Source organism: Rhizobium redzepovicii (genome assembly GCF_019793435.1).
Lineage (GTDB): Bacteria > Pseudomonadota > Alphaproteobacteria > Rhizobiales > Rhizobiaceae > Rhizobium > Rhizobium redzepovicii.
In genome coordinates this window covers 137,629-158,175 of record NZ_JAILYH010000001.1, presented here as the reverse complement: position 1 = coordinate 158,175, position 20,547 = coordinate 137,629, and the positions used below count along the sequence as shown (strand labels likewise).

Genomic DNA, 20,547 nt, shown 5'->3' with positions numbered 1-20,547 from the left:
GTCGCTACGAGTGCCTGGCGCTTGGTCTCATCCTGCGAAAGGCAAGGGCCGCGGCGGCGGCGACAGCCGCGGCTCCGATAGCAATCAGCAGATGGCGGTGAAGGGAAAGGTGGCCCAATATCTGCTCGATGCCGTGCCCGAACAAATAGCCAAGCGCGGTGAAAAGCTGCCCCCAGATCAAAGCGGCGATGGCATTCAGGACGACGAATTTTCCGGTCGATATCCGCGTCGTCCCGATGACGACAGGGCTGATCGTGCGCAATCCGACGAGGAAACGAAACGCAAGGATGAAGCCGGTCGGATATTTTTCCAGAAGTTGGGTAACGCGGGCGAGCGCTGGCTTTTCCATCAGCCGGCGGACGAGGCTCCATCGGGCCGCGTAACGGCCGGCAAAGAACCAGAACTGATCGCCGGCGAAGGATCCGGCCATGGCTGCGAGCGACGCCGACCAATAGGGAAGCAACCCGCGATGAGCGACCACGCCGCCGAGAAAGGCGGCCGTTTCGCCTTCGAAGGCAGCGCCCAGAAAGATTGCCAGCAGGCCGTAATTCTCGATCAGCAGTTCGATGGACACGCGGGTTCGCCTCCAGCTCTTCCCGAGGTCAGGTCACGGCTGAACCGGCTTCAGATCGCCAAGCAGCGTCGGGATCAGCTCCGACACCGTCGGATGGATCGGCACCGCCCATTGCAAGGCGGGATAGGTGGTGCCCGCATTCATCGCGTCGATAAGCCCATGGATCACCTCGTCGCCCTCGATGCCCAAGATCGCAGCGCCGAGGATCTGCTTGGTCTCGGCATCGGCAATCACCTTCATGAAGCCCCTGGTCTCGCCGCGCTCGGTGGCGCGGCCGACGCGGCTCATCGGCCGGGTCGAGACCATGATCTTGCGCCCCGACTCCCGCGCCTGTTTCTCCGTCATGCCGACGCGGCCGAGCGGCGGGTCGATGTAGAGCGCATAGGCCGGAATGCGGCTTGAGACCTTGCGGTCCTCGCCGTCGAGGAGATTGGCGGCGGCGATCTCGAAATCATTGTAGGAGGTGTGGGTGAAGGCGCCGTGGCCGTTGCAGTCGCCGAGCGCCCAGATGCCCTCGACATTGGTGGCGAGCCCGTCGTCGACGGTGATGAAGCCGCGTTTATCGGTGGCGACGCCGGCGGCATCGAGGCCGAGATCGTCGGTGTTCGGCGTGCGGCCGGTGGCGATCAGCAGATGGCTCGCATCGATTGTCGCCGAGCCGGCGGTGACGCTTACCCCGCTGCCGTTTCCGGCAAAGGCAATGTTGCCGGCATCGGTGTGCACGCCGATGCCTTCGGCACGCAGGATGTCGGCGATCGCATCCGATATATCCTCGTCCTCGCGCGATGCGAGCTTAGGGCCATGCTCGATGACGCTGACTTCGGCGCCGAAGCGGCGATACATCTGCGCAAATTCCAGCCCGATATAACTGCCGCCGATCACCGCCAGATGCCGCGGCAGCGTGTCGAGCTGGATGATCGAGGTGCTGGTGAGGTAGTCGATATCATGGATACCCGGCAGCTCGGGGATAACAGGCCGCGCGCCGACATTGAGGAAGATGCGCGGCGCAGTCAGCGTCTCGCCGTTGACGCGGACGGTCTTCGGGCCTTCGAAACGGGCATGGCCGTAGATCACGCTCATGCCGTCCATCCCGGTGAGCCAGCCGATGAGGCCGTTGCGGGCATTCATCGTCACGGTTTCGGCGCGGGCTCTGACCACCTTCATATCGATGGCGATCTCGCCGGGAATCTTGACGCCGTACGCGGCGCCGCTTCTGGCGACATGGGCGGCGCGGGCGCTGGCGACCAGCGTCTTGGTCGGCATGCAGCCGGCATTGACGCAGGTGCCACCGAGGAATTTGCGCTCGATCAGCGCCACCTTCATGCCCTTTTCCACCATGCGGGCGGCAAGCGACGGGCCGGCCTGGCCGGCGCCGATAACGATAGCGTCGAAATTTGTCATGCGACGGCTCCCACGATCAGCACCGCGCCGATGACGGCGACGGCATCCTCGATAAGGGCGGCCGGCAGGTCCTTGCCGAAGGAGGCGGCAAGCCGGCTGCGGGCGGCAGCGCCGCCATAGGTGCCCATGACGGCGCCGATCACGCCGGCTATCAGCCCGCCGAAGAGCAGGCCGCTGGCGGCCCCGATTGCAGCACCCGACAGCGCGCCTGAGACGATGCGGGCACCGAACTGCATTGGCACCTTGCGCGACGGCGTCGACGGCAGCTGGTCGGCGACCAGCTCGGTGACCGCGAGGATCGTGAAGATCCACGGCGTCCAGCGATAGCCCATGAAGGCAAGCGGCGTCTGCGACAGGTCGAACCAGCCGAGTGCTGCGCCCCAGGCGACGGCGGCCGGCGCCGTCATGGTGCGAAGGCCTGAAATGACACCAATCAGCAATGCAAGAAGCAGAAACATGCGATCCCCCTCATTGCCGGCTTTGTGCCGCGAGAGGGAAGGTTGCACATTGTCAGGCGCGTGGCAATTCGCCTTGCCCTGCAAGCGAGTTAGTTCGCAAAGGCGGCGATGCCGGTGATCGCTCGACCGATGATCAGCGCGTGGATGTCGTGGGTGCCCTCATAGGTGTTGACTACTTCGAGGTTGACGAGATGACGGGCGATGCCGAATTCGTCGGAGATGCCGTTGCCGCCGAGCATATCGCGGGCCGCGCGCGCAATCTCCAGCGCCTTGCCGCAGCTGTTGCGCTTGAGGATCGAGGTCAGTTCCACCGGCGGATGTCCTTCCTCTTTCATGCGGCCGAGCCGCAGACAGCCCTGCAGTCCGAGCGAGATCTCCGCCGCCATGTCGGCGAGCTTCTTCTGGATCAACTGGTTGGCGGCGAGCGGCCGGCCGAACTGCTTGCGCTCCAGCGTATATTGCCGCGCCCTGGCGTAACAATCCTCGGCAGCACCAAGCGCGCCCCAGGCGATGCCGAAGCGGGCCGAGTTGAGGCAGGTGAACGGTCCTTTCAGGCCGGTCACGCCGGGCAGAAGATTTTCCTCGGGCACGAAGACCCCGTCCATCACCACTTCGCCGGTGATCGAGGCGCGCAAGCCGACCTTGCCATGGATGGCAGGCGCCGAAAGCCCCTTCCAGCCCTTTTCGAGGATGAAACCGCGGATAAACCCGTCCTCGGTCTTGGCCCAGACGACGAAAACATCGGCGATCGGCGCGTTCGAGATCCAGGTCTTCGAGCCGGTGAGGCTGTAGCCGCCGTCGACCTTTTTCGCGCGTGTCGCCATCGAGCCGGGATCGGAGCCGTGATCGGGTTCGGTCAGGCCGAAACAGCCGATCCATTCGCCGGTGGCGAGTTTCGGCAGGTATTTCAGCTTCTGCGCCTCAGAGCCGAAGGTGTCGATCGGCACCATGACCAGCGAGGACTGCACGCTCATCATCGAACGATAGCCGCTGTCAACCCGCTCGACCTCGCGGGCGATCAGGCCGTAGGCGGTGTAACCGAGGCCGGCGCCGCCGTAATCCGGCGAGATCGTCGGGCCGAGCAGGCCGAGTTCGCCCATTTCGCGGAAGATTTCAGGGTCGGTCTTTTCATTGCGGAAGGCGTCGAGAACGCGGGGCGCGAGCTTTTCCTGCGCATAGGCATGGGCCGTATTCTGCACCATGCGCTCCTCGTCGGTCAGTTGCTCCACCAAGCGGAACGGGTCGGCCCAGTCGAAAACCTCGCGCGTATGCTGCATGTCGGCGCCTCCTCACCCTTGACTCAGGCTTGCCTCGCTCAAGGTCGCATAAACCCGCCAGCCGACCGCGTCAACAGAAGGCCGCCTCATCGAAAAGACAGGGCGCGCCATCTTTTCAAAAGCGCCGGCATGCTCCACTTTGCCGGCGATCGATTCTGGAACGAGGAGACGGAAATGTCGTCAAGCGATCTGTTCGTATCGGCTGAAGGCGCCGAATGGGTCAATCCCGAGCCCGGCGTTACCAGGCGCATCATGACCTGTCTTCCGGAGATGATGATGGTTGAAGTCGCCTTCGAGAGCGGTGCCGTCGGTGCGGCCCATTCGCATCCGCACATCCAGGCAAGTTATGTCGCCGAGGGCAGCTTCGAGGTAACGATCGACGGCCGGACCGAGGTGCTCAAGCAGGGCGGCAGCTTCATCGTGCCCCCCAATCTCGTCCACGGCGTCAAGGCGCTGGAAAAGGGCCGACTGATCGATAGCTTCACGCCGCACCGGGCTGAATTTCTCAAATAGTCAGCTTTCGGCTTCCGAGCGACGCGCCGGGCCGGCGGGAGTGACATAGGGTGGCACGAAGCGAGCATCCTCGCCGCGCACCGCCTCGCGCAGAAAGTCGATGACGGCGCGCACCCGCGGCGCCTGTTTCAGGTCGCGGTGGCAGGTGATCCAGTAATGGCGCTTGAGGTCGACCTCCTCGGGCAGCACGCGCACGAGCTCGGGATAACGGCTGGCGAAAAAATAGGGCAGGATGCAGAGGCCGAGGCCGTTTCGGGTGGCGGTGAGCTGGGCGAAGATGCTGGAACTCTGGAATTGCGGCTTGATGCGCGGATGCACATCGCTGAGATAATCCAGGCCCGGCGCGAAAATCATTTCCTCGATATAGCTGACGAAGGGATGCTCAAGCAGGTCCTCGCGGCAGGTGATGGCAGGCGCTTTCGCCAGATAGTCGCGCGAGCCATAGATCTGCAGGTGATAATCGGTCAGCTTCTCGGCAAAATAAGGCCCACCCTTCGGCTCGTCGAGCACGACGGAAAGATCGGCCTCCTTGCGCGACAGCGACATGATCTGCTGAATCGTCACCAATTCGAGCGAGAGATGCGGATGCTGGGCGGCAAAGCGGTGCAGAACGGTCGCAAAGAAGAAATTGGCAAAACCCTCGGGCGCGCTGAAGCGCACGAGGCCGCGCTGTGCCATCGAGCCATCGGCGAGGTCGGCGCGCAGCCGCTCGGTCTCCTGCTCCATTTTCTCGGCCGTTTCGACGAAACGCGTGCCCATGGCGGTCAGCACATAACCGCGCGGATTGCGCTCGAAAAGCTTGACCTTGAGGGTGAATTCCAGCCGGTCGATGCGCCGCGAGACGGTCGCATGGCTGGAGCGCAGCTGGCGGGCCGCCGTCGACAGCTGTCCGGTGCGGGCGACGGCTAGAAAAAACTGAAGATCGTCCCAAGTAAACTGCGGCGGATTGTTCATCGCGATCCCCATCTGTTCAAAAACGAACAGATACTGTTTGGAATTAGTTGTAAACCACCCGTTGCTTCAACGCGGAATTTCCGTGATCGTAGGGAGAGGGTCCGTCGTTCTGAGGAGTGCGGCTGGCCAAATCTGAACAGAACCGCAATCTGGCTCATCTCTGGGAGGAGAGAATATGCGTAAGAATCTCGTTGCATCAGTTGCATTTCTGCTGGCGAGCAGCACCGCGGTGCTCGCGCAGAGCGCGACCGACGGCAAGGTCAAGATCGGCATCCTGAACGACCAGTCGGGCGTCTATGCCGATTTTGGCGGCAAGTCTTCCGTCGAAGCCGCCAAGATGGCGGTCGAGGATTTCGGCGGCAAGGTACTTGGTGTGCCGGTCGAGATCGTCGATGCAGACCACCAGAACAAGCCTGATATTGCCTCCAACATCGCCCGCCAGTGGTATGACACCGAGCAGGTGGATGCGATCATGGAACTGACGACCTCGTCGGTGGCGCTCGCCGTGCAGGCGATCGCCAAGGAAAAGAAAAAGATCGACATCGTCACCGGTGCGGCGACGACCGATCTGACCGGCAAGGCCTGCTCGCCCTACGGCTTCCATTGGGCCTACGACACCCATGCGCTCGCCGTCGGCACTGGCGGTGCACTGGTCAAGCAGGGCGGCGACAGCTGGTTCTTCCTGACCGCCGACTATGCTTTCGGCTATTCGCTGGAGCAGCAGACCACCGACTATGTCAAGGCGAGCGGCGGCACGGTCGTCGGCGCCGTCCGCCATCCGCTGTCGACTCAGGATTTCTCGTCCTTCCTGCTGCAGGCGCAATCCTCAGGCGCCAAGGTGATCGGCCTTGCCAATGCCGGCCTCGATACCTCGAACGCCATCAAGCAGGCGGCCGAATTCGGCATCACACAGGGCGGCCAGCATCTGGCGGCGCTGCTCTTCACGCTCGCCGAAGTCCATGGCCTCGGCCTCGAAGCGGCGCAGGGGTTGACGCTCACCGAAGGTTTTTACTGGAATCGCGACGACGAAAGCCGGGCCTTCGCCAAGAAATTCTTCGCCCGCACCGGCAAGATGCCGAATATGATCCACACCGGCACCTATTCGGCGGTGACGCAATATCTGAAGGCGGTGCAGAAGGCCGGCACCGACGAGACGGAAGCCGTCGCCAAACAGCTGCATGAAATGCCTGTCGATGACGTCTTCGGTCGCGGCGGCACGGTCGGCGCCAACGGCCGCATGATCCACGACATGTACCTGCTGCAGGTCAAGAAGCCGGCCGACAGCAAGGAGCCGTGGGACTACTTCAACGTTCTCGCCACCATTCCTGGCAAGGAAGCCTATATCGACCCCGCCAAGAGCGGCTGCGATCTGGTGAAGTGAGCGCAATGGCGGTTTCCGCGATTGAAACTAAGGAAAAACCGCGGGTGGTCTTATCCGCCCGCGGCCTGCGCCGCGATTTCGGCGGCTTCACCGCCGTCAAGAACGTCGATCTCGACGTGCATGATGCCAGCGTGCATGCGCTGATCGGCCCGAACGGCGCCGGCAAGACGACGGTCTTCAACCTGCTGACCAAGTTCCTGCAGCCGACATCGGGCACGATCACGCTGATGGGCACCGACATCACCGGAACGCCGCCCGACAGGGTGGCGCGCATGGGGCTGGTGCGCTCCTTCCAGATCTCGGCGGTCTTCCCGCATCTCTCCGTTCTCGACAATGTGCGCGTGGCGCTGCAACGGCCGAACAATCTTTCCACCCAGTTCTGGCGGCCGCTCTCGGCGCTCGACCGGCTGAACGAGCGCGCCGAGCAGCTGCTCGCCAGCGTCGGGCTTTCCAAGGAGCGCGATCATATCGCCGCCGATCTTTCCTACGGCCGCAAGCGGGTGCTGGAGATCGCCACGACGCTGGCGCTCGATCCGAAGGTGCTGCTGCTCGACGAGCCGATGGCCGGCATGGGGCTTGAGGATGTCGGCGTCGTCTCGGCGATCATCCGCGATGTCGCCCGCGACCGGGCGGTGCTGATGGTTGAGCACAATCTCTCCGTCGTCGCCAATATCTGCCAGCATGTCACCGTGCTGCAGCGCGGCGAGATCCTTGCCGAGGGCGATTATGCCACTGTCAGCCAGGACGAGCGCGTGCGCGTGGCCTATATGGGCACGGAGGAGCATTGATGGCCGCTCTCCTCGAAATTCAGGGATTGAACGCCTGGTACGGCGAAAGCCATGTCCTGCACGGCGTCGACATGCGGGTGGCCGAAGGCGAGACGATCACCATTCTCGGCCGCAACGGCGTCGGCAAGACGACGACGCTGCGCACCATCACCGGCATCGTGCGGGCCCGCAAGGGCAGGATCAGCTTTGGCGGCGGCGACATGATGCAGGTGCCGCTGCACAAGACGGCGCATCGCGGCATCGGCTTCGTGCCGGAGGAGCGCGGCATCTTCTCGACGCTCACCGTGTCGGAAAACCTGCTGCTGCCGCCTGTCGTGGCGAAAGGCGGCATGACGCTCGACGAGATCTACGAGCTCTTCCCCAATCTCTACGAACGCCGCGGCAGCCCCGGCACCAAACTGTCAGGCGGCGAGCAGCAGATGCTGGCGATCGCCCGGATCCTGCGCACCGGCGTCCGGCTGCTCATTCTCGACGAACCGACGGAGGGGCTCGCCCCGGTCATCGTCCAGCGCATCGGCGAGGTGCTGCAGACGCTGAAAGGGCGCGGCATGACGATCCTGCTCGTCGAGCAGAATTTCCGTTTCGCCAGCCGTATTGCCGATCGCTTCTATCTGATGGATCATGGGCAGATGGTGTCGGAATTCCCGGTCGGCGAACTGCCGCAGCGCATGGATACGCTGCACAAGGTTCTGGGAGTGTGACCAGATGACGATGATCTTCGGCATTCCCCTGCAGGCGCTGCTCGGCCAGCTGCTGATCGGCCTGATCAACGGCTCGTTCTACGCGCTGCTCAGCCTTGGCCTCGCCATCATTTTCGGCCTGCTCAGGGTGATCAATTTCGCCCATGGCGCGCAATATATGCTCGGCGCCTTCGTCGCATATCTGCTGCTCACCTATGCGGGCATCGGCTATTGGCCGTCGCTGATCCTGGCGCCCGTCATTGTCGGCCTTGCCGGGGCGATCATCGAGCGGCTGTTCCTGCGCCGGCTCTACGATCTCGATCCTCTCTATGGCCTGCTCTTCACCTTCGGGCTGGCGCTGGCGGTCGAAGGCACGTTCCGTTATCTCTACGGCTCCTCCGGCCAGCCCTATGCGACGCCGGCAGCACTGGCCGGCGGGGCCAATCTCGGCTTCATGTTCCTGCCGATCTATCGCGGCTGGGTGGTCGTGGTCTCGCTTGTCGTCTGCCTCGGCACATGGCTGCTGATCGAGAAGACCAAGCTCGGTGCCTATCTCCGGGCCGCCACCGAAAACGCGGTGCTGGTGCAAGTCTTCGGCGTCAACGTGCCGGTGCTGCTGACGCTGACCTACGCGCTCGGCGCCGGTCTTGCCGCCTTTGCCGGCGTGCTGGCGGCGCCGATCTACCAGGTCTCGCCGCTGATGGGCTCGAACATGATCATCGTCGTCTTCGCCGTGGTCGTCGTCGGCGGCATGGGATCGATCATGGGCGCGATCATCACCGGTTATGTGCTCGGCATCGCCGAGGGCCTGACCAAGGTCTTCTATCCCGAGGCTTCAAACATCGTGATCTTCGTCATCATGGCGATCGTGCTTCTCATCAGGCCCGCGGGCCTCTTCGGCCGGGATGCTTGACATGGCTGACATCACCGACACCATTCGAACGGAAAGAAGCCGGACCGCCCTTTCGGTCCAGGCGGGCTTCCTCGCCATCGGGCTGCTGCTGCTGCTTCTGGCGCCGTTCTTCTTCTATCCGATCTTCCTGATGAAGCTGCTGTGCTTCGCGCTGTTTGCCTGCGCCTTCAACCTGCTGCTCGGCTATACCGGCCTGCTGTCCTTCGGTCATGCCACCTTCTTCGGCGGGGCGGCCTATTTCACCGCCTATACAGTGAAGGCATGGGGCCTGCCGCCGGAACTCGGAATCCTGATCGGCGTGGCGGGTGCGGCGTTCCTCGGGTTGGTGATGGGCTTCTTCGCCATCCGCCGCCAAGGCATCTACTTCGCGATGATCACGCTGGCGCTGTCGCAGATGTTCTTCTTCTTCTGCCTGCAAGCGAAGTTTACCGAAGGCGAGGACGGCATCCAGTCGGTGCCGCGCGGCCATCTCTTCGGCTTCATCGATCTGAACAGTTCCACCAACATGTATTATTTCGTGCTTGGTGTGTTCATCGTCGGTGTGCTGATCATCTGGCGTTTCATCAACTCGCCCTTCGGCATGATCCTCAAATCGATCCGTGAGAACGAAAACCGGGCGATCTCGCTCGGTTATTCCGTGGCGCGTTACAAGCTCGGCGCCTTCGTCATGTCGGCAGCGCTTGCGGGGCTGGCGGGCGCGGTGAAATCGATCGTCTTCCAATTCGCGACCCTGACCGACGTCGCCTGGCAGATGTCGGGCGAGGTGATCCTGATGACACTGCTCGGCGGCATCGGCACGCTGATCGGCCCGCTCTTCGGCGCCGGGCTGGTGGTGGCGCTGGAAAATTACCTCGCCACCTCGGAATTCCCGGTGACGATCATCACCGGCATCGTCTTCATGATCTGCGTGCTGATCTTCCGCCGCGGCATCATCGGCGAATTCTACGCTTCGCGGCTGGGGCGGAAGCTGGGCTTCGTCTATCGCCGCTGAACGGGCGGACCTCTTCCCGTCCGCGGGGAGGGGAAGCGGCAAGCATCTGGAGTTCGTGCAGGGCACACATGGATCGTTACGACTATATCATCATCGGGGCGGGCAGTGCCGGCTGCGTGCTGGCCAACCGGCTGTCGGCCGATGGCCGGAGCCGGGTGCTGCTGCTTGAAGCCGGGGGCAGCGACAATTACCATTGGATCCACATCCCGGTCGGTTATCTCTATTGCATCAACAATCCGCGCACCGACTGGTGTTTCACCACCGCGCCGGAAGCCGGATTGAACGGCCGGGCGCTGAGCTACCCCCGCGGCAAGGTGCTCGGCGGCTGCTCGTCGATCAACGGCATGATCTATATGCGCGGCCAGGCGCGCGATTACGATCTCTGGCTGCAGATGGGCTGCAGCGGCTGGGGCTGGGACGATGTCCTGCCCTTCTTCCGCAAGTCCGAGGATTTTTATCGCGGCGAAGACGAGATGCACGGCGCCGGCGGCGAATGGCGCATCGAGAGAGCGCGGGTGCGCTGGGCGGTGCTCGATGCCTTTCAGCAGGCGGCGAGAGAAGCCGGCATTCCGGAGACGGCGGATTTCAACCGCGGCAGCAACGAGGGTTCCGGCTATTTCGACGTCAACCAACGTTCCGGCATTCGCTGGAACACCTCCAAAGCCTTCCTGCGCCCGGCGCGCAAGCGCTCCAACCTGAGCGTTCTGACCAAGGCGCAGGTCCGGCGGCTGCTGGTCGAGGAGGGGGCCGTCGCCGGTGTCGAATTCCAGCACGATGGCGTGGCGAAACGTGCCTATGCGGGCAAGGAAACCATCCTTTCGGCCGGGTCGATCGGTTCGCCGCATATTCTGGAGCTCTCAGGGATCGGCAGGGGCGAGGTTCTCCAGCGGGCGGGCGTCGATGTCATCACCGAGGTGAAGGGCATTGGCGAGAACCTGCAGGACCATCTGCAACTGCGGCTCGCCTATAAGGTGACCGGCGTTCCGACACTGAACGAGAAGGCGACGAAGCTGATCGGCAAGGCGGCGATCGGGCTCGAATATCTCGTCCGCCGCTCCGGGCCGATGGCGATGGCGCCGAGCCAGCTCGGCATCTTCACCCGCTCGGGCCCGGACCGGGAAACGCCCGACCTGCAATATCACGTACAGCCGGTCTCGCTGGAGAAGTTCGGCGATCCCGTCCATCCGTTCCCGGCGATCACGGCCAGCGTCTGCAATCTGAGGCCGGAAAGCCGGGGCTCGGTACACCTGTCGAGCCCGGATTTTGCCGCGCAGCCGACGATCAGCCCAAGGTACCTCTCGACGCAGCGCGATCGTGACATAGCTGTCCGTTCGATACGGTTGACGCGCAGGATCGTCGCGCAGCCTTCCTTCGCGAGGTTCCGGCCGGAGGAATTCAAGCCCGGTCCCGCCTATCAGACCGAAGTCGATCTGGAGCGGGCGGCGGGCGATATCGGCACGACGATCTTCCATCCCGTCGGCACCTGCCGCATGGGCGCCGACAGGGACAGCGTCGTCGATCCGCGGCTGAGGTTCCGGGCGCTCGGCAAGCTCAGGATCGCCGATGCCTCGGTGATGCCGTCGATCACCTCGGGCAATACCAATTCGCCGACGATCATGATCGCCGAAAAGGCAGCGGCGATGATCCTCGAAGACAATCGATAGGAGAAGACCATGGCAAGGATCGCATTCATCGGGCTTGGCAACATGGGCGGGCCGATGGCGGCCAATCTCGTCAAATCGGGTCACGAGGTCCTCGGCTTCGATCTCGCGGCCTCGGTGCTGAAGGCGGCTGAGGCGGGCGGCGTCAAGCCGGCAAGCCATGCCAGCCAGGCGGTCAAGGACGCGGAGATCGTCATCACGATGCTGCCGCAGGGCAGGCACGTGCTGACGGCCTGGACCGATATCCTGCAGGCCACGGCGCAGGGCACGCTTGTCATCGATTGCTCCACCATCGACGTCGACAGCAGCCGCAAGGCGCATGAGATGGCCAAGGCCGCAAGCTGCCTGTCGCTCGACGCGCCCGTCTCCGGCGGCACCGGCGGGGCGAGCGCCGGCACCCTGACCTTCATGGCGGGCGGCTCGGACGAGGCCTTCGCCAGGGCGAAACCCATTCTCGAGGCGATGGGCAAGAAGATCGTCCATTGCGGCGAGGCCGGTGCCGGCCAGGCGGCAAAGATCTGCAACAACATGATCCTCGGCATCTCGATGGTCGGCGTATGCGAGGCCTTCGTGCTCGCCGAAAAACTCGGCCTCTCGCATCAAGCGCTGTTCGACGTCGCCTCGACTTCATCCGGCCAGTGCTGGTCGATCAATACCTATTGCCCGGTGCCCGGGCCGGTGCCGACCTCGCCGGCCAACAACGACTACAAGCCGGGTTTTGCCGCGGCACTGATGCTGAAGGATCTGAGACTGTCGCAGGAGGCAGCGCTGGCGAGCGGCGCGTCAACGCCGATGGGTGCCGAAGCGGCCCAGCTTTTTGCGCTCTTCGAAAAGCAGGGTAACGGCGGACGGGATTTCTCCGCCATCATCGAGATGTTTCGGGAAAAGCCGTAAACGAAACCTACAGGAGATAGCTGACCGGCTCGTTTCGAACCGGATGGGGAAAGACGCCCATGCCGACGCCGAAAATCGAGTGCAGCTTGTCAGCCTGCATGATCTCGCCAGGCGTGCCTTCGGCGGTGATCTGGCCGCGGTTGAGCGCGACGATCGCGTCGCAATAGCGTGCGGCGAGGTTGATATCGTGCAGCACGATGATAACGGTCAGCCCGCGTTCGTGGCTGAGCTCCTGCACCAATGAGAGGACGCTTGCCTGATGGGCAAGGTCGAGCGCGGAGGTGGGCTCGTCGAGCAGCAGGCAGCGGGCGTCCTGGGCGAGCATCATGGCGATCCAGGCGCGCTGACGCTCGCCGCCGGACATGTTGGCGACGAGACGGTCGGCAAAATTCTCGAGCTCGGTACGGACGATCGCGTCCTCGACCTTGTTACGATCGGTGGCGGTGAAGCGGCCGAGCGTGCCGTGCCAGGGAAAACGGCCAAGCGCGATCAGTTCCCGCACGGTCATCCCATCGGTTGCCGGCGTGAATTGCGGCATGTAGGCGATATGCCGGGCAAACTCGCGGGCGCCCCAATCACCGGCCGGCTTGCCGCCGAAGGCGATGGCGCCGGATTTCGGCGCGACCTGGCGGGCGATGATCTTCAAAAGCGTGCTTTTGCCGGAGCCGTTCGGCCCCACCAGACCGTAGATACGGCCCTGCTCGAGCGTCAGGTCGATGCCACGCAGGATGGATTTCGGCCCGATGGCATATTCGATTCCCGACAGGGCAAGGAAAGGCGAAGGCATGGTCTGCTCCGGGTTCGGTGTCGCACGGGTTCGGGGAGGGCGAACCCTCCCTTTCCTTGCAAAACTAAACCGGAATTGTCAACTTACGCTTCGGACATTAACCCTTCGACACGGAGAAGTGCAGTTTGCTGTCCCCGAACAGGATGTCGATCTCGCCAGGTTCGGTCAGTTCGATCGCGCCGCTCAACGTACCTGTGGTGATCAGCGCGCCTGCCTTCAGCGATGTCTCGGGGCGCAGACCGTCATTGGCGTAATCGACCAGCCAGGTGAGAACGTCACCCTTCGGATGCTGGGCCGGACCGTCATAGATCGTGCGGCCGCCATGGGTGACCTTGAGCGGCGTGCCGACGGCGGTATCGACGGCGCTTTTGTCGAGCTGCGGGCCGAGGACGTAGCCGCTGTTGCCGAGGCGGTCTGATGTAAACAGCAGAAAGGAGACGCTGCCGCCTTCCTTGACGGCGCTGACCAGCAGCTCGGCGCCGAGATGGACAGCGGAGATCGCCTCGACCGTGTCGGCGCGGCTATAGGGAGTGCCGGTGCGGATCGGCAGATCCTTGCCAAGGCGCACGGCGATCTCGGTTTCGAATTTCATGCCCGGATACCAGGGGATGCTGGCGCTCGAGGCGGCCTCGGCATAGGGATGCAGCGGTGCGGTGACCGCCTGGCCCTGCGGCGAGACCGTCACCTTCCAGGCATTGCTGGAGATGTCGTCGGCGGAAGTCAGGAAATTCTGCGCCTCCATCGCCTGATGCAGATCGGCCGGCAGCGTGAAAGTGCCGGTTTCCTCCTGCCTGCCGGCCTGGCGCAGGCTATGAAGCCGGGCCGCGAGCCCGCGCGGATCGAATGTCTCTGTCATGCTGTCTCCTCGAATTGATTTTCGAGGGGCACACTAACCGCAAGGCAGGGGGGAGCAAGGACGTTGTTGAGCCGTATTTGGAAAAGCTCTTATTCCATCGCCGCGTACCAGCGATCGCGATAGGCGGCCAGCTCCGCGATCTCGGCAGGCGGAACACGCGTTTCGGCGCCGGATACCGGCCGGATGCCGGTGAGAAGGGCGGCACCCTGGCTGGTGCCGGTCGAGCCGGGAAGGGCGAGGACCTCGCGGCCGGCAAGCGCCGCAAGCAGCTTCAGATAGGTCTCGTTGAGCGCAAAGGGACCCTCGACGATAACCGGGCCTTTGGCGCCGATCAGTCCGAGACAGGCATCGGTCATCAAAGCGAGATAGAGGCAAGCGGCGGCGTGGCGCTCCTCGCGGCTCGCTCCTTCGGCGCCGATCCAGCGGCTTGCCTTGCCGGGAAAAGGTCCGGAGCCGGGGGCCATGTTAGGCAGCAGCATCACGCCCTTTTCGATGGCTGGGCCGATCGCCGCCTGGGCGGCCTTTTCACCGACGGGACCGATCTCGGCCGAAAGGATTTCGAACTCCCGCCCGCCCATGAAACGCGAGGAGGGGACGGCCCGGCCATAGGCATCGACATTGGCGAGCGCATCGCGTTTGGCATCGAGGTGATCGAGATCGCCGCCGACGCCGAAATTGATGACCCAGGTGCCGGTGGAGACGACGGCGAAGGGGGCTTCCCGATGGACCAGATGCGGCAGCAGCGAGGCGTTGGAATCGTGAATGCCGCAATAAACCCGCACCGGCGCGGCAAGCCCGAGCTCTTCGGCGATCCCGGGCAGGACCGGGCCGAGCGCATCGAAGGCGGAGCGGATCGGCGCCATCAGCGCGCGGATGCCGAGCCTGTCGACGAGCGACGAATAGTCTGATGTTTTCGGGTTCCAGAGGTCGGTGTGGCAGCCGAGCGAGGTCAGCTCGTTGGCGGCGACACCGGTCAGCCGCGCCGTCCAATATTGCGCATAGGTGAGAATAGTCGCGACCTTGGCGAATGCCTCGGGGAAGGCGCTCTTCTGGTAGTGCAGCTGTGCGCCGACATTGAGGCCCATCGTAAGCCGCGGCGAGAAGGTTTCGTCGAAGGCGGGACGCAAGGCCGTATAGGCATCGCGGATTTCCTCGGGGTATTCATGTTCGTAGTCGATCACAGGCATGGCGAGTTCACCGTGCCGATCGAGCAGGGCGGCTGCGGCGCCGTGGGTGGTGATCGAAATGGCGTCGAAGCCCGGTTCCCTCGCCAGGCGCTTCAACGCATCGAGCGCGAAGGACCAGAGCGCCTCTATGTCGTAATGCGGGTAGGGGCCGGTCTTTATCGTAACGTTCGGCCGTTTCAGCACGGCGATCTCGGCGCCCGTCCCGCTGTCGAGCACGACAACCTTGGCATTGGTCTTGCCGATGTCGAGTACGGCGATGCGGCGATAGGAGGGAGCGGTCATGGCATATGGAAGAGGGTGACGAGGTCGCTTTGAACAGGCGAATTATCCGGATTTACAGCCATGATGTCGGCCATGTGTGCCCACCATTTCTTCATGACCGGATGTTCCGGCAGGCTCGCCATGGTGTGGTCGGCCGGCCGCGTCAACACGCCGAACAGGGTATTGGTCTGACGGTCGAGATGGATGGAATAGTCGCTGGCCCCCGACTGATGCAGGAGATCGACCAGTTCCGGCCAGATTTCGTCATGCCGCTTGCGGTATTCGGCTTCCATGCCGGGATTGAGCTGCATCTTGAAGGCGTGTTTTTCCAAAGTCATCGGGAACTCATGAGCTTGATGCGGCGGGCGATGATCGGGATGGCAATGGTGATGATGAGGAGCAGGCCGATGAAGATCGACATGACGATGCCGGGCACGTTCAGCAGGCCGAGGCCGAAGGTGACGAGGCCCATGACGAAGGCGGCGATGACGACGCCGCCGATCGTGCCGGAGCCGCCGAGGATCGAGATGCCGCCGAGCACGACCATGGTGACAACCTCGAGCTCCCAGCCTTGCGCGATCGACGGCCGGGTCGAGCCGAGGCGCGAGGTCAGACAGACGGCGGCGATGCCGCTCATGATGCCGGTCAGCAGGAAGAGGATGAATTTGACGCGCTCGACCGGGATGCCGGAGAAGCGGGCGGCAAAGTCGTTATTGCCGATCGCATAGACCTGCCGGCCGAAATTCGTCGCATGCAGCAGAATGGCGAAGGCGATCGCCAGCACGATGAACAGCACGAATTCGAAGGAGAATACCCAGACGACATAACCCTGGCCGAAATAGGCGAAGTCGGCGGGATATTTGCCATAGGCCTGATCGCCGAGCACGATATAGGAAATGCCGCGGAAAAGACTCATCGTACCGATGGTGACGACGATTGACGGCAGTTTCAGCACCGAGACCAGGACGCCGTTGAAGGTGCCACAGACAAGGCCGGTGCCGATGCCGATCAGCACCAGGCCCGGCGTGCCGATGCCGAACTGGGCTGCCGCCCCCATCGCCGTCGAAGCGAGCGCGATGATCGCAGCGACCGACAGGTCGATTTCGCCCGAGATGACGAGCAGCGCCATGGCGAAGGCGATCATCGCCTTTTCCGTGAAGTTGAAGGTGGCGTCCGAGAGGTTCCAGGCATCGAGGAAATAGGGCGAGGCCAGGGAATTGAAGATGAAGATCAGGACGGCGACGCCAAAGAGCAGCACTTCCCAGCTGGCGACGATGCGCCGCAACGGCGTGCCGAGGCGATCGGGGATGACCCGCTTTTCGGGTGTGGACACGGTGCTCATGCTGCGGCCCCCGTTCTGATCTCGGCTGCGGCGCGGTCGCGCAGGATGATGCGGCCCCGGTTGCGTTCACGCCGGGCGTTGAAGGCGACGGCGAGAATGATGACGGTTCCGGAGATCGCCATCTGGGTGAAGGGTGAAATGCCGATCACCGGCAGCGCATTCTTGATGACGCCGAGGAAGAGCGCGCCGAGCACAGTGCCGGCGACCGAGCCGACGCCGCCGGCAATCGATATGCCGCCGATGACGCAGGCAGCCACGCTGTCGAGCTCGAAGCCGTTGGCGATATCGACATAGGCGACGGCATAACGCGATACCCAGAGATAGCTCGAAAGCCCGGCGAGCGCCCCTGACAGAACGAAGGCGAGGAATTTTGTCCAGCCCGTATCGATGCCGGCATAGACGGCGGCGGTCGGATTGCCGCCGGTCGCATAGGCCGAGCGGCCGAACTGGGTATATCGAAGCAGCACATACATCAGCAGCACGATGATAATGCCGACCCAGCCGAGCACGGGCAGACCGAGGATCGGCGTGCGCGGCACGGACAGGAAGATCGGCGTCATCTGGTGGGCGTTGACCCAGGCTCCGCCCGAGAGCACGAAGGCCATACCGCGATAGATGGTGAGCGTGCCGAGGGTGACGACGATCGGCGGGATTTCCAGCGCCCAGACGAGAAAGCCGTTGATCGCGCCGAGACAGGCGCCGATGACGATAGCCATCAGGATCAGCACGACGAGCGGCAGATCGGGATGGGCGGCATTCATCATCGCGATCGCCATGCCGGTAAAGGCGAGATTGGCGGCGACCGACAGGTCGATCGATTTCGTCAGGATGACCGTCATCTGCGCCAGCGCCAGGATGATCAGGATCGAGGTGTCGTTGAAGATCCCGGCGAGATTGTCCGGTGTGGCGAAATCGGCTGCCCGCGTCGAAAAGATCGCGATCATCACGACGATGATGAGGAACAGCAGGGTTTCGCGTTTTCTGATCAGTCTTGCCATACTTCTACCTCATGCATTGCCGGTGGCGGCGCGCACCAGCGCTTCCGGCGACAGTTCGGCCCGCTCGAAAATTCCGGCGGCGAGCCCTTCCTTCATCACCAGAACCCGGTCCGACATGCCGATGATCTCGGGCAGTTCGGAAGAGACCATGATGATCGACAGGCCCTCGGCGGCAAGTTCGCTGATAAAGCCGTGCACGGCCGCCTTCGAGCCGATGTCGATGCCCTTTGTGGGTTCGTCGAGAATGATCACCTTCGGCGACGTCGCCAGCCATTTGCCGATGACGACTTTCTGCTGGTTGCCGCCCGACAGCGTGCCGACCGGCACGGAAAGCGCGGCGGCGCGCAGATCCAGCCGCTCGGCATATTTGCGCGCAAGCGCGAATTCTTCCGCCGCTCTCAGAAAGCCGCGGCGCGAGGTGCGGGTGAGCGAGGGCAGCGTCATGTTCTGGAAGATCGGCATCGGCAGTGCCAGCCCGTGCCGGCCGCGTTCTTCCGGCACATAGACGATGCCGGCGCGGATCGCATCCTGTGGCGAATGGATGGTGATCTCGCGGCCTTCGAGCATCATCGTGCCGCAGAGCGGCCGGGTGATGCCGAAGAGGGATTGGGAGAGTTCCGAGCGGCCGGCGCCGATCAGCCCGTAAATGCCGAGAATCTCGCCCTTGCGCAGGGTGAAGGAAATGTCGCGGAATTCGGTGCGGTGGCTGTAGTTGCGGATTTCCAGCACCGGGCCGCCAATGGCGACATTGATCTTCGGGAAAGCGTTCTCGACGTCGCGGCCGACCATCATGCGGACGATCTCGTCCTGCGGCGTGTCCTTGAGCCGGCCCTGGCCGATGGCGCGGCCGTCGCGGAAGACGACGAAATCGTCGGCGATTTCGTAAACCTCATCGAACTTGTGGCTGATGAAGAGGATCGCCTTGCCCTGTTCCTTCAGGCCCCGGACAATGCGGAAGAGATCGTCGATTTCCTTGCGGGAAAGGGCGGCCGTCGGCTCGTCCATAATGACGATGCGGGCCTCGATCGACAGAGCGCGGGCGATCGCCACCAGATGGCGCTGCGCAATGGAGAGGTCCTTGAGCCGGATGGTCGGATCGATATTGCTTTCGAGCGCGGTCAGCAGCGTCTTCGAGCGGTTGTTCATCGCCTGCCAGTCGATGGTGCGCAGGCGCGTGCGCGGCGCATGGCCGAGGAAGATGTTTTCGGCAACCGTCAGCTCGTCAAAAAGCACGGTTTCCTGATGGATGGCGGTGACGCCGGCATCGATTGCCGCCTGGGCGCTGGCAAAACTCGTCGGCCGGCCGTCGACCAGGATCTCGCCTTCGTTCGGCCGGTAGATGCCGGTCAGGATCTTGACGAGCGTCGATTTGCCGGCACCGTTTTCGCCGATCAGCGCCGTCACCGTGCCGGGATGAAGGGCGATGCTGACATTGTCGAGCGCTTTCACGCCCGGAAAGATCTGGGAGATGCCGCGCATTTCCAGAATGGCGGGCGCATCGCCGGTTTTGCTGTCCGTGACGGTTTGTTGAAAGGCGGCGTTCATCAGATTTCTACCAAATGTCGAAAGGGAAATCCCGGCGGCAAGGCCGCCGGGATCTTATTCGTCGGCTGTGGATCAGAAGACCTTGGAGAACTGGTCGATGTTCGCAGCATTGTAGACGAAGGGATCGGCCATAGCGGCTTCGCCGTTGTCGCCGATCTTGATCTTGCCCATGCGGCCGGCTTCGATTTCGCTGCCCGGCTTGCCATCGGCATCACCCTTTGCCAGGTGATAGGCGATCTGGGTTGCGGAGTAGCCGAGGTCGATCGGGTTCCAGATGGCGAATTCCTTGGTGGCGCCCGACTTGATCGCGCCGGCCATTTCGGACGGCAGGCCGAGGCCGGTGACGTAGACCTTGCCGACGAGACCCTTGTCTTCGACGACCTTGGAAGCGGCGAGAACGCCGACCGTCGTCGGAGCGACGATGACCTTGACGTTCGGGTTCGACTTCAAGAGGCCTTCGGCTTCACGATAGGACTTGTCCGAGAGGTCGTCGCCGTAAACCGTGGTGACGAGGTTGAGACCCGGGAAATCCTTGAGCTGCTTCTTCATCTGGTCGATCCAGATGTTCTGGTTGGTCGAGGTGGTGGTTGCCGACAGGATGGCGAAGTCACCCTTGCCGCCGTCGAGATGGTCCTTGACGAGCGTCAGGCACATCTTGCCGATCAGCTCGTTGGACGAAGGGTTGAGCTGCAGGATACGGCCTTCCGGCGCAACGCCCGAATCCCAGGAGATGACCTTGATGCCGCGCTGGGTCGCCTTCTTCAGTGCGGGGACAAGTGCATCCGGATCGTTGGCCGAGACGGCGATGGCGTCGACGCCCTGGGCGATCAGCGAGTTGATGACTTCGATCTGGCCTTCGGCCGTCGTCGAGGTCGGGCCGGTGTAGATCACTTCTACGCCGCCGAGTTCCTTGGCGGCTTCCTGGGCGCCCTTGTTGGCGGCGTCGAAGAAGCCGTTGCCGAGCGATTTGACGACGAGGCCGATCTTGATGTCCTTGGCGCTGGCAGTGCCGGCCATCATAGCGACGGCAAGCGCTGCGCCGAGCGCCAGTGTCTTTGCGAATTTCATGTCACTTTCCTCCCATTA

21 protein-coding genes are annotated in these 20,547 nt (G+C 63.2%); 8 read left to right on the top strand and 13 right to left on the bottom strand.

Annotated elements, in window-relative coordinates:
* Window positions 1–4: 4 nt before the first annotated feature.
* The 4 genes from K6N12_RS00740 to K6N12_RS00725 all read right to left on the bottom strand — a co-directional run bounded on the left by K6N12_RS00740 (window position 5) and on the right by K6N12_RS00725 (window position 3,710).
* Entirely contained in the window at window positions 5–574 is a 570-nt protein-coding gene (locus tag K6N12_RS00740; RefSeq protein ID WP_183778044.1) for a DedA family protein, read from the bottom strand.
* A 33-nt stretch (window positions 575–607) separates the two neighbouring features.
* Window positions 608–1,975, bottom strand: a complete 1,368-nt coding sequence (locus tag K6N12_RS00735) for an FAD-containing oxidoreductase (RefSeq protein ID WP_183778046.1) — start codon at window positions 1,973–1,975, stop codon at window positions 608–610.
* Window positions 1,972–2,433: a DUF4126 family protein gene (locus K6N12_RS00730; protein ID WP_183778048.1), complete on the bottom strand. Its 462-nt coding sequence runs from the start codon at window positions 2,431–2,433 to the stop codon at window positions 1,972–1,974. The genes K6N12_RS00735 and K6N12_RS00730 overlap by 4 nt, the downstream gene beginning before the upstream one ends.
* Before the next feature lie 89 nt (window positions 2,434–2,522).
* On the bottom strand, window positions 2,523–3,710 hold the full coding sequence (locus tag K6N12_RS00725) for an acyl-CoA dehydrogenase (RefSeq protein ID WP_183778051.1): 1,188 nt from the start codon (window positions 3,708–3,710) through the stop codon (window positions 2,523–2,525).
* 174 nt (window positions 3,711–3,884) lie between these two features.
* Between K6N12_RS00725 and K6N12_RS00720 the strand changes: the two genes are divergently transcribed.
* The gene (locus K6N12_RS00720; protein ID WP_097629064.1) at window positions 3,885–4,223 is read left to right on the top strand and encodes a cupin domain-containing protein; all 339 of its coding nucleotides are present in this window, start codon (window positions 3,885–3,887) and stop codon (window positions 4,221–4,223) included.
* On the opposite strand, the gene K6N12_RS00715 is transcribed toward K6N12_RS00720, so the two are convergent.
* Window positions 4,224–5,177, bottom strand: a complete 954-nt coding sequence (locus K6N12_RS00715; RefSeq protein WP_183778053.1) for a LysR family transcriptional regulator — start codon at window positions 5,175–5,177, stop codon at window positions 4,224–4,226. It lies immediately after the preceding gene.
* A 175-nt stretch (window positions 5,178–5,352) separates the two neighbouring features.
* Here K6N12_RS00715 and K6N12_RS00710 point away from each other — a divergent pair, with 175 nt between their 5' ends.
* From K6N12_RS00710 to mmsB, 7 genes are all read left to right on the top strand, one after another.
* Complete coding sequence (locus K6N12_RS00710) at window positions 5,353–6,558, top strand: ABC transporter substrate-binding protein (RefSeq protein ID WP_097628948.1); 1,206 nt, start codon at window positions 5,353–5,355, stop codon at window positions 6,556–6,558.
* Between the two features lie 5 nt (window positions 6,559–6,563).
* The gene (locus K6N12_RS00705; protein WP_097628949.1) at window positions 6,564–7,346 is read left to right on the top strand and encodes an ABC transporter ATP-binding protein; all 783 of its coding nucleotides are present in this window, start codon (window positions 6,564–6,566) and stop codon (window positions 7,344–7,346) included.
* On the top strand, window positions 7,346–8,047 hold the full coding sequence (locus K6N12_RS00700) for an ABC transporter ATP-binding protein (RefSeq protein ID WP_222148570.1): 702 nt from the start codon (window positions 7,346–7,348) through the stop codon (window positions 8,045–8,047). The genes K6N12_RS00705 and K6N12_RS00700 overlap by 1 nt, the downstream gene beginning before the upstream one ends.
* 4 nt (window positions 8,048–8,051) lie before the next feature.
* Window positions 8,052–8,939: a branched-chain amino acid ABC transporter permease gene (locus K6N12_RS00695; RefSeq protein WP_003553893.1), complete on the top strand. Its 888-nt coding sequence runs from the start codon at window positions 8,052–8,054 to the stop codon at window positions 8,937–8,939.
* A 1-nt stretch (window position 8,940) separates the two neighbouring features.
* Window positions 8,941–9,930 (top strand): branched-chain amino acid ABC transporter permease, encoded by a 990-nt coding sequence (locus K6N12_RS00690; protein WP_131710857.1) that lies wholly within the window; start codon window positions 8,941–8,943, stop codon window positions 9,928–9,930.
* Window positions 9,931–9,998: 68 nt separating this feature from the next.
* Window positions 9,999–11,594 carry a GMC family oxidoreductase gene (locus tag K6N12_RS00685; protein ID WP_183778057.1) on the top strand — a complete coding sequence of 532 codons (1,596 nt, stop codon included), beginning with the start codon at window positions 9,999–10,001 and terminating at the stop codon, window positions 11,592–11,594.
* Between the two features lie 9 nt (window positions 11,595–11,603).
* Entirely contained in the window at window positions 11,604–12,485 is an 882-nt protein-coding gene (gene mmsB, locus K6N12_RS00680; protein ID WP_183778059.1) for a 3-hydroxyisobutyrate dehydrogenase, read from the top strand.
* A 7-nt stretch (window positions 12,486–12,492) separates the two neighbouring features.
* Here the strand turns inward: mmsB and K6N12_RS00675 are convergent, their stop codons facing one another.
* The 8 genes from K6N12_RS00675 to rhaS all read right to left on the bottom strand — a co-directional run bounded on the left by K6N12_RS00675 (window position 12,493) and on the right by rhaS (window position 20,529).
* Window positions 12,493–13,272, bottom strand: coding sequence for an ABC transporter ATP-binding protein (locus tag K6N12_RS00675; protein WP_183778061.1), 780 nt, complete (start codon window positions 13,270–13,272; stop codon window positions 12,493–12,495).
* 97 nt (window positions 13,273–13,369) lie between these two features.
* Window positions 13,370–14,128, bottom strand: a complete 759-nt coding sequence (locus tag K6N12_RS00670) for a fumarylacetoacetate hydrolase family protein (protein ID WP_183778069.1) — start codon at window positions 14,126–14,128, stop codon at window positions 13,370–13,372.
* Between the two features lie 89 nt (window positions 14,129–14,217).
* Entirely contained in the window at window positions 14,218–15,597 is a 1,380-nt protein-coding gene (locus K6N12_RS00665; protein WP_183778070.1) for an FGGY-family carbohydrate kinase, read from the bottom strand.
* The gene (rhaM, locus tag K6N12_RS00660; protein ID WP_097628956.1) at window positions 15,594–15,914 is read right to left on the bottom strand and encodes an L-rhamnose mutarotase; all 321 of its coding nucleotides are present in this window, start codon (window positions 15,912–15,914) and stop codon (window positions 15,594–15,596) included. The genes K6N12_RS00665 and rhaM overlap by 4 nt, the downstream gene beginning before the upstream one ends.
* Window positions 15,911–16,918 (bottom strand): ABC transporter permease, encoded by a 1,008-nt coding sequence (locus K6N12_RS00655; protein ID WP_097628957.1) that lies wholly within the window; start codon window positions 16,916–16,918, stop codon window positions 15,911–15,913. Before K6N12_RS00655 ends, rhaM begins: the two co-directional genes overlap by 4 nt.
* Window positions 16,915–17,916 carry an ABC transporter permease gene (locus K6N12_RS00650; protein ID WP_097628958.1) on the bottom strand — a complete coding sequence of 334 codons (1,002 nt, stop codon included), beginning with the start codon at window positions 17,914–17,916 and terminating at the stop codon, window positions 16,915–16,917. The genes K6N12_RS00655 and K6N12_RS00650 overlap by 4 nt, the downstream gene beginning before the upstream one ends.
* A 9-nt stretch (window positions 17,917–17,925) precedes the next feature.
* Window positions 17,926–19,461, bottom strand: a complete 1,536-nt coding sequence (locus K6N12_RS00645) for a sugar ABC transporter ATP-binding protein (RefSeq protein WP_183778072.1) — start codon at window positions 19,459–19,461, stop codon at window positions 17,926–17,928.
* Window positions 19,462–19,533: 72 nt separating this feature from the next.
* Window positions 19,534–20,529 (bottom strand): rhamnose ABC transporter substrate-binding protein, encoded by a 996-nt coding sequence (gene rhaS / locus K6N12_RS00640; RefSeq protein WP_183778074.1) that lies wholly within the window; start codon window positions 20,527–20,529, stop codon window positions 19,534–19,536.
* Between the last annotated feature and the right edge of the window lie 18 nt (window positions 20,530–20,547).

Coding starts and splice junctions, on each gene's coding strand:
- K6N12_RS00735 (WP_183778046.1), bottom strand. CDS start 1,975: ATGACAAATTTCGACGCTATCGTTATCGGCGCCGGCCAGGCCGGCCCG.
- K6N12_RS00730 (WP_183778048.1), bottom strand. CDS start 2,433: ATGTTTCTGCTTCTTGCATTGCTGATTGGTGTCATTTCAGGCCTTCGC.
- K6N12_RS00725 (WP_183778051.1), bottom strand. CDS start 3,710: ATGCAGCATACGCGCGAGGTTTTCGACTGGGCCGACCCGTTCCGCTTG.
- K6N12_RS00720 (WP_097629064.1), top strand. CDS start 3,885: ATGTCGTCAAGCGATCTGTTCGTATCGGCTGAAGGCGCCGAATGGGTC.
- K6N12_RS00715 (WP_183778053.1), bottom strand. CDS start 5,177: ATGAACAATCCGCCGCAGTTTACTTGGGACGATCTTCAGTTTTTTCTA.
- K6N12_RS00710 (WP_097628948.1), top strand. CDS start 5,353: ATGCGTAAGAATCTCGTTGCATCAGTTGCATTTCTGCTGGCGAGCAGC.
- K6N12_RS00705 (WP_097628949.1), top strand. CDS start 6,564: ATGGCGGTTTCCGCGATTGAAACTAAGGAAAAACCGCGGGTGGTCTTA.
- K6N12_RS00700 (WP_222148570.1), top strand. CDS start 7,346: ATGGCCGCTCTCCTCGAAATTCAGGGATTGAACGCCTGGTACGGCGAA.
- K6N12_RS00695 (WP_003553893.1), top strand. CDS start 8,052: ATGACGATGATCTTCGGCATTCCCCTGCAGGCGCTGCTCGGCCAGCTG.
- K6N12_RS00690 (WP_131710857.1), top strand. CDS start 8,941: ATGGCTGACATCACCGACACCATTCGAACGGAAAGAAGCCGGACCGCC.
- K6N12_RS00685 (WP_183778057.1), top strand. CDS start 9,999: ATGGATCGTTACGACTATATCATCATCGGGGCGGGCAGTGCCGGCTGC.
- mmsB (WP_183778059.1), top strand. CDS start 11,604: ATGGCAAGGATCGCATTCATCGGGCTTGGCAACATGGGCGGGCCGATG.
- K6N12_RS00675 (WP_183778061.1), bottom strand. CDS start 13,272: ATGCCTTCGCCTTTCCTTGCCCTGTCGGGAATCGAATATGCCATCGGG.
- K6N12_RS00670 (WP_183778069.1), bottom strand. CDS start 14,128: ATGACAGAGACATTCGATCCGCGCGGGCTCGCGGCCCGGCTTCATAGC.
- K6N12_RS00665 (WP_183778070.1), bottom strand. CDS start 15,597: ATGACCGCTCCCTCCTATCGCCGCATCGCCGTACTCGACATCGGCAAG.
- rhaM (WP_097628956.1), bottom strand. CDS start 15,914: ATGACTTTGGAAAAACACGCCTTCAAGATGCAGCTCAATCCCGGCATG.
- K6N12_RS00655 (WP_097628957.1), bottom strand. CDS start 16,918: ATGAGCACCGTGTCCACACCCGAAAAGCGGGTCATCCCCGATCGCCTC.
- K6N12_RS00650 (WP_097628958.1), bottom strand. CDS start 17,916: ATGGCAAGACTGATCAGAAAACGCGAAACCCTGCTGTTCCTCATCATC.
- K6N12_RS00645 (WP_183778072.1), bottom strand. CDS start 19,461: ATGAACGCCGCCTTTCAACAAACCGTCACGGACAGCAAAACCGGCGAT.
- rhaS (WP_183778074.1), bottom strand. CDS start 20,529: ATGAAATTCGCAAAGACACTGGCGCTCGGCGCAGCGCTTGCCGTCGCT.